This window comes from Plebeiibacterium sediminum, assembly GCF_026013605.1.
Lineage (GTDB): Bacteria > Bacteroidota > Bacteroidia > Bacteroidales > Marinilabiliaceae > Saccharicrinis > Saccharicrinis sediminus.
This window is the reverse complement of the sequence record NZ_JAPDPJ010000024.1, coordinates 70,802-82,741: the sequence shown is the minus strand read 5'-3', so window position 1 is coordinate 82,741 and position 11,940 is coordinate 70,802. Positions and strand designations below refer to the sequence as shown.

Annotated in this window: 11 protein-coding genes; 8 read left to right on the top strand and 3 right to left on the bottom strand. The window is 32.9% G+C overall.

Annotated elements, in window-relative coordinates:
- Window positions 1-697 precede the first annotated feature (697 nt).
- A complete protein-coding gene (locus OM075_RS11790; RefSeq protein ID WP_301190720.1) occupies window positions 698-1,021 on the top strand; it encodes an ArsR/SmtB family transcription factor in 324 nt (107 codons plus the stop codon).
- A gap of 136 nt (window positions 1,022-1,157) precedes the next feature.
- Window positions 1,158-1,607 (top strand): 6-pyruvoyl trahydropterin synthase family protein, encoded by a 450-nt coding sequence (locus OM075_RS11785; RefSeq protein ID WP_301190719.1) that lies wholly within the window; start codon window positions 1,158-1,160, stop codon window positions 1,605-1,607.
- A 105-nt stretch (window positions 1,608-1,712) separates the two neighbouring features.
- On the opposite strand, the gene OM075_RS11780 is transcribed toward OM075_RS11785, so the two are convergent.
- A complete protein-coding gene (locus OM075_RS11780) occupies window positions 1,713-3,074 on the bottom strand; it encodes an MFS transporter (RefSeq protein WP_301190718.1) in 1,362 nt (453 codons plus the stop codon).
- Window positions 3,075-3,317: 243 nt separating this feature from the next.
- Between OM075_RS11780 and OM075_RS11775 the strand changes: the two genes are divergently transcribed.
- The 3 genes from OM075_RS11775 to OM075_RS11765 all read left to right on the top strand — a co-directional run bounded on the left by OM075_RS11775 (window position 3,318) and on the right by OM075_RS11765 (window position 6,130).
- Window positions 3,318-3,971 carry a hypothetical protein gene (locus OM075_RS11775; protein ID WP_301190717.1) on the top strand — a complete coding sequence of 218 codons (654 nt, stop codon included), beginning with the start codon at window positions 3,318-3,320 and terminating at the stop codon, window positions 3,969-3,971.
- Between the two features lie 75 nt (window positions 3,972-4,046).
- Entirely contained in the window at window positions 4,047-4,775 is a 729-nt protein-coding gene (gene recO / locus OM075_RS11770; protein WP_301190716.1) for a DNA repair protein RecO, read from the top strand.
- Between the two features lie 221 nt (window positions 4,776-4,996).
- On the top strand, window positions 4,997-6,130 hold the full coding sequence (locus OM075_RS11765) for an aminotransferase class I/II-fold pyridoxal phosphate-dependent enzyme (protein WP_301190715.1): 1,134 nt from the start codon (window positions 4,997-4,999) through the stop codon (window positions 6,128-6,130).
- A 55-nt stretch (window positions 6,131-6,185) separates the two neighbouring features.
- Here OM075_RS11765 and OM075_RS11760 read toward each other — a convergent pair whose 3' ends face one another.
- The gene (locus OM075_RS11760) at window positions 6,186-7,778 is read right to left on the bottom strand and encodes an aspartate:alanine exchanger family transporter (RefSeq protein ID WP_301190714.1); all 1,593 of its coding nucleotides are present in this window, start codon (window positions 7,776-7,778) and stop codon (window positions 6,186-6,188) included.
- Window positions 7,779-8,079: 301 nt separating this feature from the next.
- On the bottom strand, window positions 8,080-8,526 hold the full coding sequence (locus tag OM075_RS11755; protein ID WP_301190713.1) for a hypothetical protein: 447 nt from the start codon (window positions 8,524-8,526) through the stop codon (window positions 8,080-8,082).
- A gap of 247 nt (window positions 8,527-8,773) precedes the next feature.
- Here OM075_RS11755 and OM075_RS11750 point away from each other — a divergent pair, with 247 nt between their 5' ends.
- From OM075_RS11750 to OM075_RS11740, 3 genes are read left to right on the top strand one after another with little or no spacing between them, the layout of a single operon-like run.
- Complete coding sequence (locus OM075_RS11750; protein ID WP_301190712.1) at window positions 8,774-9,850, top strand: nitroreductase family protein; 1,077 nt, start codon at window positions 8,774-8,776, stop codon at window positions 9,848-9,850.
- Window positions 9,851-9,854: 4 nt separating this feature from the next.
- The gene (locus OM075_RS11745) at window positions 9,855-11,030 is read left to right on the top strand and encodes a polysaccharide pyruvyl transferase family protein (protein WP_301190711.1); all 1,176 of its coding nucleotides are present in this window, start codon (window positions 9,855-9,857) and stop codon (window positions 11,028-11,030) included.
- A complete protein-coding gene (locus tag OM075_RS11740) occupies window positions 11,027-11,938 on the top strand; it encodes a glycosyltransferase (protein ID WP_301190710.1) in 912 nt (303 codons plus the stop codon). The genes OM075_RS11745 and OM075_RS11740 overlap by 4 nt, the downstream gene beginning before the upstream one ends.
- Window positions 11,939-11,940: the final 2 nt, after the last annotated feature.

Below are 11,940 nucleotides of genomic sequence, written 5' to 3'. Positions count from 1 at the left end.
TAATATCCTTGCAATTAAGAACGAATAAATATCAATATTTATTCACATTCACTGTTGATAACTAATGACTTATGATGTTATTAAGGATTAACTAGCTAGATTAAAGTAGATTAAGTATGACTCTTTGTTAATAACTATCTTTAATGTAATTGGATTAAGATTTTAGGAAATTTAAAGTGAAGTTTTGAGTCTTATTATAAGATATAGTTTGTTTAAGTTTTGGGTTAAAATATGATACTCTCATGATTAATTATTGTGTTAAATTTGGTTTATATATGCTAATAGTTGTGTGTAATAGAAAACAAATATAATATTTTATATTTAATTATTAAGTATTAGATGAAAATAATTATTGTATTTTACTCTTAATTAGTAATAGATGTTAATGGGTTTATATATAGATAAGTCTGTTGTTTTAATTGTTAGTGTAAAGGAAAGTATTCATGGGTTTTATAGTATCAAAAGTATCAAATTATAATTTATAAAAAATATGTAATCTAACAAAACACATATTTTGCTCTTAGTTGTTTGTTCTATTAAAACCTGTTATTGGCTAAACTTTTAAAAGTGATTGCCTTTAAATACGTATTGATAACATCTAAATATATAAATAATGTTAATATGAGTTTACTTTCTCGCAACATATTTATATATTTGCATTTGTTATGATTTTATCAATCAACTAGATTGATCTACTATGAAAGAATTTGTTACAAAAATGAAGATTAAAGATTTAGATTCTGAGCAACTGGAGCGTGCTGCCAGTATGCTTAAAGCGATTGCGCACCCAATGAGGATTGCTATTTTAAGTCATTTGGAAGAAGGTAAGCGATTAACAGTTACTGAAATTCATAAGCTATTGGATATTGAGCAGTCCACAACTTCTCATCATTTAGGTATTTTAAAAGATAAAGGAGTTTTGAATTCTCAGCGTGAAGGAAAAAATACCTATTATTCATTAAAGCATAATAGTTTACAGAATATTGTAGACTGTGTAAGCAAATGTACTGTTAAGCTGTAATTTATTTACAAAACATATATGCACCTTAAACTTTTACTACATGTAAATGTTTAAGGTGTGTTTTTTTATGGCTATTAGATAATGGAATGTACAGATACTTTCTGTTGTTTAAGCCTCTAATCACTTGTATGGTAATATGCATAAAATAAGATTAACGAAAGAGTTCCGATTTGAAATGGCCCATGCCTTGTGGAACTACGATGGTTTGTGTAAACATTTTCATGGGCACTCTTATATATTAAGAGTTACAGTTATTGGTAGTCCCAATAATGATAGTAATAGTCCGAAATATGGTATGGTTATGGACTTTGGCCAGCTAAAGGCTATTGTTAATGAAGAAGTGGTGGATCGTTTGGATCATTGTGTTGTGATCAACAAGAATGCCGAACACCAGGAGTTTACCAATATTCCACAAATGGGAGAGCGTGTGGTGTTAACGGATTACCAGCCAACATGCGAAAATATGATAGTTGAAATGGCTGAACGTATTTCATCAAGATTGCCCAAAGAAGTGAAGCTACATAGTTTACGATTAAATGAAACTGCAAACTCTTTTGCGGAGTGGTTTGCAGAAGATAATGAGTAAGATAGCCTGAAATATGAGGGGGTAAAAAAATAAAAGCCGGAAAACGGTGGGATGTTTTCCGGCTTTTTAGGGTTGTGTGAGTGATTTTAGCTATTTAAGATAATACTATTCTTTCGATTTTGCCACTTTTCCATAAATTACCAGAGAAATTGCCGATAATAATGCAATAGCTCCAAAGTAATACCAAATGTAATGAGCATTGGCACTTGCTTCATGCCACTCAGCTGTTCTTCCTCCAAATTTTAATGGGTCCGGACAATATTTATCCAAGAGTACTCCCGACATAATAAATCCAAAGATACTAGATAAAAAGGAGTGTAGGTGACTAAAACCTAAATACAAACCTTCTTCGCCTTTGGGAGCCTGAAATGAAAAATACTCTAAAAATCGTGGCGATATAAAAGACTCTGCCAATCCTTGAAATGCAATACCAACAATCATCATAAAAGCAATAGGGTGCAAGCCAATTATATTCATGTCGCCATGAAACATATTGCCGGCAGCCATACAAAATGCTGAAACTGGCATAATAAACATTCCCACAGTCATTGAAAATAAAGCACTTCTTCTTTTCATTAAAGAAGTGATAAATCCTACAGTTAAAAATACTACCAAAGGATTAACGTTGGCATACCAGCTAGGAGAAGCACTTTCGCCAGCCATACGTAATACATATTTAGGCATGGTAGCATAAAGCTGATGTTGTACCATCCAGAATCCTGTAATAATAACGATTAGTACAATTAAACGAACGTTGGTTAATACTTTAATAAAAGCAGCCCATATTTCGCTAAATGATTTGCCCTCGCGTTGTTGTGTTGACGGTTTAAAAAAGAAGAAAACAGCAACTAGTGCCAAAGCTGTCATAACTGCTGAGAAAAAACTGATATCAATTAAACCTACGTTACCCATAGCGTCGCGTAAGGGTTTTACAACTGTTTTACCAGAAAAGGCACCAATATTTACAATGGTATAAAATATAGAGAATCCGGTTGCCCTGTTTTCAGTACTGGTTTCTAATGATACCGTTCCCGTTATCACAGATTTAATAAAACTACCACCAATAATAATAAGCGACATCACTGGTAATATGGCATACTTGAAATTACTTTCTTGCAATCCGCTAAATGTAGTTTCTTTACCATATTCAGCTAATCCAGAGTTTTCAATAAAAGTAGGTAGTAAACCTAAACCTAAATAACCGAGCGTTAAAAAGGTAAATGCAATCAATAAGGATTTTTTAAATCCTATTTTATCAGCATAAGCACCAGCAAATGTGGGTAAAAAATAAAGTAAACCTGAAAATACCCCTGCAATAGAAGCAGCTTCAATATCTGAAAATGCTAATATGCGTGATAAATAAAGCGTAATAACAATAAAAACGCCATAGTATGCTGCACGTTCCAGTAATTCAGCAAAGTTAGCAGTCCAAAATGCTGCCGAAAATCTCTTAAAAATCCCTACCATATAATATTTAATCTAATTCCTTTTAAAGGGCATAGTTAACAATACATTATCACTTACAAAAAGACAAATGTCATATAATATAGGATTACCTATGTAGTTGCATAAGATAAAGTTAGGATTTTAAGACTGATACTTAAAAATATATGAATAATCATACCATATGGTAAAAATGTTTAAATGTCAATATTGCCCGATAAATATTATAAGATTATTTTTAGCCAACTTTAATTTAAATTTTAAACTATGATGAATAAGATGTTTTATGTACTTGCTATTCTTATGTTTACGCAAGTGATTTCTGCTCAACATCAGGATTCCAGACACTACGCAGTAAAATCAGGATTTATTAAGTATGAATTAACCGGTAATATTAAAGGAACCAAACTTTTGTACTGGGATAACTATGGGGAAAAAACCCGTGAAGAAATCGTTTCTGTTACAGAAGTAAATGTTTTAGGAATAAACAAAGCTGAGAAGGAACATACTGTTACTATTACAGATGGTGATCACTTTTGGAGTGTGGATTTAATTGAAAACACCGGACAAAAAGGAACGCTTGAAATTTATGATGTGGGTAAACAAATGACTGAAAATATGTCTGAAGCAGATGCAAAGAAACTTGAAGACGATATCATGAGTGCCCTCAATGGACATAAGTTAGGGAAGGAAAGCTTTTTAGGTAAGTCATGTGATATATATGAAGTCATGGGAGCCAAGTCATGGATTTATAAAGGCGTAGCACTTAAAACAACAGCAAAAATGATGGGTGTTGAAGCCAATGAAATAGCGCTTGAGTTTAATGAGAATTCTTCACCTGATAATGATTTATTTGTACCTATTGCCAATATTGATTATCAGGATTTTGATGAGATGACTAATTCAATGCTTAGTTTGTAACAATCAGTGATTAGATTTTTTTAATATCAAACGAACTCAGGTAATTTATATCTTTGCAGATATAAAATTTATCAGATGATTGAGTCAACCAGAGGGATTGTTTTAACACATACTAAATATCAGGAAAGTAGTGTAATTTCTCATATATATACAGAGAAGTTTGGTCTTCAGTCATATATGATAAATCAGGTAAGAAGCAGAAAGAGCAAGGGGAAAACAGTATTTCTTCAGCCTCTTACGCTTATGGATCTTGAAGTCTATCATTCTGAAAAAAAGACTATTCATAGAATTAAGGACTTCAGGGTTAATACTCCATTTTCTCAAATTCCGTTTGAGCCAGTACGACAAAGTCTGGCTTTTTTTATTGCAGAGGTACTCAACAAAGCATTAAAACATGAGGATAAGTTGGGAGATGATTTGTTTGATTTTTTGCACAATAGTATCTGTGTAATGGATAGTTCAATTAATGGTATTTATAATTTTCATTTGTTTTTATTACTGAGGTTAACAAAGCCACTTGGGTTTTATCCTCATTTTGAGGACCTGCTTCATCCCAAATATTTCGATTTAAGAACAGGAATGTTTCAAATGGCTGAGCCTGCACATGCCAATTTTATGAATGCCTGGCAGACAGAATTATTGCTTCAGCTAAAAGATGTGCTTGTTGATGATCTTGATGTGCTGAAACTATCCGGAAATGAAAGAGCTGATTTTGTTGAAAAGCTATTGGAGTATTATCAAATGCACCTTTCAGGATTTTCAAATATTAAATCATTTCAAGTATTAAAAGAACTATTTAAATAGTTAGTTTGTTTATACTTAAATACAATAAGAGAGCTAGTATTTATGGGATGGAGAATACTTAAAAAATTATAATAAGATCAATTTCATCAGCAACAATTAAAAAAACTTTGTAAATTGTATTATCGATACTTTAGCAACAGAAGTAGATTTTTGTGTATTATGAATAGCATTGTTGCTAATAATTGGGATGTTACCAAACTATTTTATCAGAACTTAATATTATGATTTTAGATGATATACAAAAGCTTTCTAAGCCTTCAGCCATAGCTGAATATGCTCGAGGAGCCGGACTATTAAATATGGCCGAAAACTTTTCGATGGAAAGTTGCCAACCTGAATTAACAGGTTTGTTGGAAAAGTATATTAAACCATATGCAAATGAAGCTTCTTCAAAGTATGGGCTATTAGAACTTAGAAGTGCTATTGCTCAAAAAACACAGCAATATTATGATTATGGATATGATCCTGAACAGGAAATAACCATAACACATGGTGTTAAGCCATGTATTTTTGCCATTATGCTGGCTATGTTAAAAGAGGGAGATGAGGTGATTATTTTTGAACCTGCTCATAAGAGTTATGATGCAGCCATTAATATTACTGGTGCCAAAGTTGTTTATGTAGAGTTAAAAGGCCCAGAGTTTCGTTTTAATTGGGAAGATGTTCAAAAGGTGGTTAATCCTAAAACCCGCATGATGATTATTAATAGTCCTCATTTTCCCACAGGATCAACGTTATCAGAACTTGATGTATTGCGTTTACAAAAGATTATCAATGGAACTAATATATTGATTTTAAGTGATGAATCCTTTGAGCATTTAGTATTTGATAAAGAAATGCATCAGAGTTTTTCGCTTTATCCTAAATTAAGAGAAAGAAGTATTATTGTTTCGTCATTTAATGAAGTGTTTCATATAAATAACTGGCATATTGGTTATTGTATGGCTTCTGCAAAAATAATGGCATCGATACGTAAGGTAATATCATTAATAGGAGAGGGAAGTGGATTACCCTATCAAATGGCCTTGGTGGACTATCTAGAAAATAATAATAATTTTAAAGGTCTTTCGAAAGTTTATCAGCACAAAAGAGACTTATTATTAGATGGTTTAGAAGAATCATCTATATCATTTATTCCGGCACAATCATCCTATTATCAACTGATTTCAAGAAATGGTAAAGTTGATGAAACAGATGTTGATTTTGCGCATTTCTTAATGAAAGAAAAAGGCATTGCTGGTGTACCCTTGAGTTATTATTATCATCAAAAAACTAAATCTAAATACGTTCGCTTGAACTTTTCTTTACCTGATGAAGATTTGATTAAGGCGAATCAGTTATTAAAGAGCTTATAATAAAAAGGGGCTTGCAAAATTATTGCAAGCCCCTTTTTTAATGATGTTTTATCTATCAGCCTAAAGAGGCGAGTATCTGAACGCAAATAATTAATAAAACCATGGCAACCGGATATACCGTTGCATAAGCAATAGAAGGTGCATTGGTTTCTGTCATAGGGTCAACTGCTGCAAGTCCGGGGGTACTGGTCATAGAGCCGGTAAGAGCACCCAGCATGGAAAGTACATTTACTTTAAAGATAACGCGAGCCACGATGGCGCCAAATATCATAGGAAGTAATGTTAAAGCTCCTCCAATTAAAAACAGGTTAAATCCATATTCATTGTAGGTTTCAACAATTTGCGCACCTGCCTTTGTACCAACACCGGCAAGGAAAAACATTAAACCGAGTGTACGTAATAATTGGTTGGCCGAACCTGTCATTGACCATATAATAGGTCCAGTTTTTCCTATTCTGCTTAGTAGCATTGAAACTGTTAAAACCCCTCCGGTTAAACCCAGTGAAAAGGTAAATGAGTTACCGAAGTTTAAGGAGAACTTACCTAAGAAGAACCCTAAAACAATTCCTGTAGCAATAGGGAAGAAATTTGTATCAGATAACTTTTTGCTATTGCCACCAAATATTTTAGTAACCAGTTCCATGTGGTCTTTACTACACGAAACCTTTATTTTATCACCCATCTGTAGTTTTAAATTTGATGAAGGTGTAATATCAATACCTGAACGTCTGATTCTTGTTATGGTAACATTATAGGTTGATGTCCATTGATTTATCTCACGGAGTGTTTTATTAACCACCTCTGTATTTGACACTAATATGGATTGAATTTCATAACCTTCTTTCAGAGGAACAACCTGATCCGTTTCTCTTCCGATAAGGACTCTGACTTTTTTTAGTGCATCTTCAGTACCAACAGCTTTAATAATATCTCCCTGGTTTAATTTAGTGGATGGAGAAGGTACAGTGGGCTGACCGTTTGACATGATGCGACTAATAACTCCCTGAGTCATGGTTCTTACTCTTAACTCACCAATAGTTTTACCTGCAACATTTTCGTTTTCAACGATAAAATGTTTGAATGAGATTTCAGGGAAGCTCTCAACAGTAGATTCTTCGTAATCCTGTTCCGCCTTTTTTAAGTTGGCTCTGGTGATTTTAGGATACAGACGTACAAATAAAATCACACCAATCACACCAAATGGGTATGCAATACCATATCCGATAGAAACTCCTGTAGAACCAGTGCTTTCTATGGCTGCTGCCAAACCCGGTGTACTGGTAAGTGCTCCTGTCAATAAACCAATGGCAACGGGTACTTCAATATCATATATAATGATAGCCAGATAAGTTAAAACAGATGCTGAGATAATAACCACTGAGGCCATTACAACCAGTGTTCTTCCTTGCTTTTTGAAAGAGTCAAAAAATCCAGGACCAGCCTGTATACCAATAGTATAAACAAAGAGGATTAGCCCTATTTTTTCAATAATGGGGGGCATTACCACTCCATAATGACCAAAAACCAGTGCTACGAAAATGATTGCAGATATATCAAGTGAAATGCCCTTAATTTTGGCATTGCCAATAATATAGCCCAAACAAATAATTACGAATAGTGCAAAATAGCTTAGTTGTAAGAATTCCATAATATATTAGATTAGGCACGCAAATATAAGGATATTATAAATACCTGTTTAAATGTGCTGATTATGAACTGTTAATAAGCGTTAATGCAGAAGATGAAGAATATATATGCAGTTATTTAAAAGAGAAAAAAACAGACTTGTGTAACATGATAAATGTCAGGTTTTTAAATATTATGAAATGTGTGGATATATGTTTAAATATTGAGGTATTATACCTTACAAAACAAGGGGTGTGTATCTTATAATTAATATTTATTATAAATTATAAACGTAAAATAAAGGGTGTATGATAAAATATTTATCAAATAGCATGATTCTCTATGAGGTGAGATTTAATTTCATCTAGCTGAAAACCGTTTTTTTCTAACCATTCTATTGCACTTTTATGGTTAAAGAATATTTTTGATTTGATGTTAGCATTGTTAAGATAGAATGAAAAGATAAAAGCTTCTACAATTTTCAGGAATTTAGGACTAATAACAATGGCGTTATATTTAAATTCAATTTGATCTGCAATTTCTTTTATCGTATGATTAACAATCCTGGCATTTTTAGGTTTATCAAGAATTAATTCCTGTAAATCACAAAGTGAGGCAAAACGTTGATGTGGATATTGTTTTAGTAAATCTTTAATTGTATTTGAAAAAAACATGGTGGATTCTTCATTTTGATAACCAATAACCTTTAGGTAACCTACCTCATTGTCTAATCGAATACGGAAATTTGGAGTATCAATTTTTAGATCCATAGCATTTAATTCAGGGTTATTTTTGAGTGGTGCAATATACAAGTTCTTAAAATCTTTTCAGAATCACATATTAAAATATGATTATATAAGTTCTGTTTGAATTTTTATTAATAAGAATATCAGTTAGCTAATAGTTTTTTGTTTTACGTAACAATTGTCAATTGGTTAAACATGCTTCGTCTTTTAACAGCAAAAATATTCCTGTTAATTTTTATACTTTTACACTTTAATAATTTTATACGCATTAATGGGAATCGTAAAAAAAATATTTGGTATTGTTGGAGCAGAGAAATTAGCGGATCAGCTTTTTCATTCCTGGATTAAAATGAAGGAAAAAATTCAGTATTCCTGCATTTATCCTATCATCATTCACGTACCATTTTTTCAGAATATATATTTTTTGTTTTCAAAGTCATTTGCCCATGAGAAAAAGATGTTTCTGATGGCTCGAAGACAATATCTGAAGAGTAAATATACAAAAACACAGAATTTGTTTTTACTACGTAGAAATATTCATCGTATTGAAAAAGGTTTATTGATGAAGGAACGTCGCAGTGTTTTTGCTCTCGATTATATTCAGGAAACCGTTGATATGCTTGCATGCGTATTTAAGGAACATGGAATTGATGCCCAGATTCAATGGGCTTTTGATGTGCTGAATGAATATTTTAGTGTTACAGATAGTGTTCCAGTTATTCTGAAAGCAAAAGAAGAGTTTAAATTGTTGGTTCAACCAACTCTTGCAGCAGAACCTTTTGTGCCATACCAGAACTTTGCTGATCGAAAAAACTACTTTGAAACATTTAAAGCTTTGGCACATCAGCGTAAATCAATACGTTATTTCGATAAAAATAATATTCCGGAAAGAACAAAAGTAGATGAAGCAGTTGTTTTAGCAGGTTTGGCTCCGAGTAGCTGTAACCGTCAACCTTTTCAGTTTCGAATTGTAGATGAACCTGCATTGCTAAAGAAACTGGTTGATTTACCGGGAGGAACAAGAGGTTTTGCCAATCAAATTGCTGCTATGATTGTGGTGGTGGGACAAATGAATGTTTCGCCTACGTTAGCTGATCGTCATTTAATGTATGTAGATGGCAGTCTGGCATCCATGAGTTTAATGTTCGCGCTCGAAAGTATGGGGATAGGTACTTGTCCGTTAAACTGGCCTGAGGACAAAAAGAAAGATGATAAAGTATCAAAGCTTTTAGGTCTTAAAGGATATGAACGCCCTATTATGATGATAGCCTATGGTTATGCCGATGAACAGGAAAAGGTGGCTTGTTCGGTTCGGAAATCAATTGATGAATTAAGAAAATACAATTAGTTATATGCATAAAATCCTTATTACCGGAGGAAACTTTATTAATAAAGGAGCGCAATCCATGCTTTTTTGTTTGGTTGATAGCTTGAAAACAAAATATCCGGAGTCAGAGATTGTAATGATTGACCTTTTCCCAACCCTTAAGGTGGAGGATAAAGACAAATATAATTTTCGGATTGTGAATATGCATATTCGAACAGTATTGCGCATGGCTTTTCCGGTTATAAAACTGATTGTAAAGCCGAAACCCATCAGTAATCCGGAAAAGGAAATCAAGTCGCATTTTGCAACAGCTGATTTAATATTGGACATAAGTGGTTATGGAGTCAGTTCGCATAATCAAAGTCCGTTATGGACCTATGCAACCTTATTTCCTGTAAAGTTGGCCAGAAAAAAGAACATCCCTTTTGTGTTTTTACCTCAATCCATCGGTCCTTTTGATTTTAAAGGATGGAAAAAGCTGGTAATATGGCCCTTGGTTAAGAAATATTTGAGTTATCCCAAAGCAATATTTATCAGAGAGCCGGAGTGTAGAGTTTATACCGATAAAATCAGAAAGGAAGGCGTGATTGATTCCTTTGATTTAGTGCTTCAGTCTCCAAAGATAAATTTGAATCATATTTATTGTGAGGATCAGCAAGATTTAAAGGCTAACGAAGTTAATCACAAATCTGTAATTGTAGTTCCTAATAAGCAGTTAACCAAACTAAAGACAAAACAAGAAGTGGTTGTTTTATTTTCAGGTTTGATCAATGAACTATTACAAAACGGAGAGCAGGTTGCCATTGTTCGTCATTCAAATGATGACAAAACCTTGTGTGATGAGATATACAGAGAGGTAGATCATTCAGATGTGCAGCTGGTTAACAGAGATTTATCTCCTTACGAAATTCAACAAATTTTTGATGATTCAAAAGCTGTTGTTACTGCAAGGTATCACGGATTAATTCATGCTTTAAAATTGAGTAAGCCTTGTTTGGTGATTGGATGGGCTAACAAGTATAAACATGTGATGAAATCTTTTCATATGGATGAATATCAATTTGATATAAGAAATATTGATGAATCTAAAATGAAAGCCTCATTGATGCAACTTGTACAAAATGAAGAGGAAATATCTACTCTAATCACTAATAAACTGAAGGAAATTAAAGCAACGGATATTTTTAATTATATACGATGAATTCACTGGCACCCATAGTTTTATTTACCTATAACAGATTGGATCATACAAAACAAACCATTGAAGCTTTGGCACATAACAATCTTGCTAAAGAAAGTGATTTGTATGTTTTTTCTGACGGTGCCGGATCAAAGGATGCTGAAGAAGATGTTCAAAAGGTTAGAAACTATTTAAAGAACATAACAGGTTTTAAAAAAGTAGAACTTGCTTTTAGCAAACAAAATAAAGGATTAGCAAGGTCAATTATTGATGGCGTTTCAAAAGTTTTTGAGAACAATGATCGGGTGATTGTTTTAGAAGATGATCTGGAAACCTCACCTCATTTTCTTCAGTATATGAATGATGCCTTAGACTATTATAAACCTGATGAAATATGGTCTGTTGCCGGATATACTCCTGCAATTCAAATTCCGGAAACATATACTTACAACACCTACCTGGTACATCGTAATTGTAGTTGGGGCTGGGCTACATGGAAACAAAACTGGCAAAAAACAGATTGGAATGTAAAAGATTTTCAATCTTTCTTTAAGAATAAAAGTAATCACCAAAAATTTAATCGGGGAGGGAATGATTTGGCGATAATGCTTTTAAAACAGCAGCAGAACATCATCCATTCATGGTCTATTCGATTTAACTATGCTGCATTTAAGCATAATTTGCCAACGGTTTATCCTTGTACATCTTTGGTAAAAAATCAAGGTGTAGATGGAAGTGGGACAAATATGAAAAGCAGTAAAAAATATCATACACAGGTAAATCAATCACCCATTGATACCGTAGAATTTTGTCCTTCAGATTATTTTGATACAACAATTGAAGACAACTTCAAAGGATTTTATAATACCTCTTTATTCAGGCGGGTGATTAATTATTTTAAGATTAAGAAATACCTGATGAGTTTATGAAC

Bases quoted from the DNA above. Each gene is read 5' to 3' on its own strand.
- OM075_RS11745 (WP_301190711.1), top strand. From the start codon at position 9,855: ATGCATAAAATCCTTATTACCGGAGGAAACTTTATTAATAAAGGAGCG.
- OM075_RS11775 (WP_301190717.1), top strand. From the start codon at position 3,318: ATGATGAATAAGATGTTTTATGTACTTGCTATTCTTATGTTTACGCAA.
- OM075_RS11785 (WP_301190719.1), top strand. From the start codon at position 1,158: ATGCATAAAATAAGATTAACGAAAGAGTTCCGATTTGAAATGGCCCAT.
- OM075_RS11760 (WP_301190714.1), bottom strand. From the start codon at position 7,778: ATGGAATTCTTACAACTAAGCTATTTTGCACTATTCGTAATTATTTGT.
- OM075_RS11740 (WP_301190710.1), top strand. From the start codon at position 11,027: ATGAATTCACTGGCACCCATAGTTTTATTTACCTATAACAGATTGGAT.
- OM075_RS11790 (WP_301190720.1), top strand. From the start codon at position 698: ATGAAAGAATTTGTTACAAAAATGAAGATTAAAGATTTAGATTCTGAG.
- OM075_RS11780 (WP_301190718.1), bottom strand. From the start codon at position 3,074: ATGGTAGGGATTTTTAAGAGATTTTCGGCAGCATTTTGGACTGCTAAC.
- OM075_RS11750 (WP_301190712.1), top strand. From the start codon at position 8,774: ATGGGAATCGTAAAAAAAATATTTGGTATTGTTGGAGCAGAGAAATTA.
- OM075_RS11755 (WP_301190713.1), bottom strand. From the start codon at position 8,526: ATGGATCTAAAAATTGATACTCCAAATTTCCGTATTCGATTAGACAAT.
- recO (WP_301190716.1), top strand. From the start codon at position 4,047: ATGATTGAGTCAACCAGAGGGATTGTTTTAACACATACTAAATATCAG.
- OM075_RS11765 (WP_301190715.1), top strand. From the start codon at position 4,997: ATGATTTTAGATGATATACAAAAGCTTTCTAAGCCTTCAGCCATAGCT.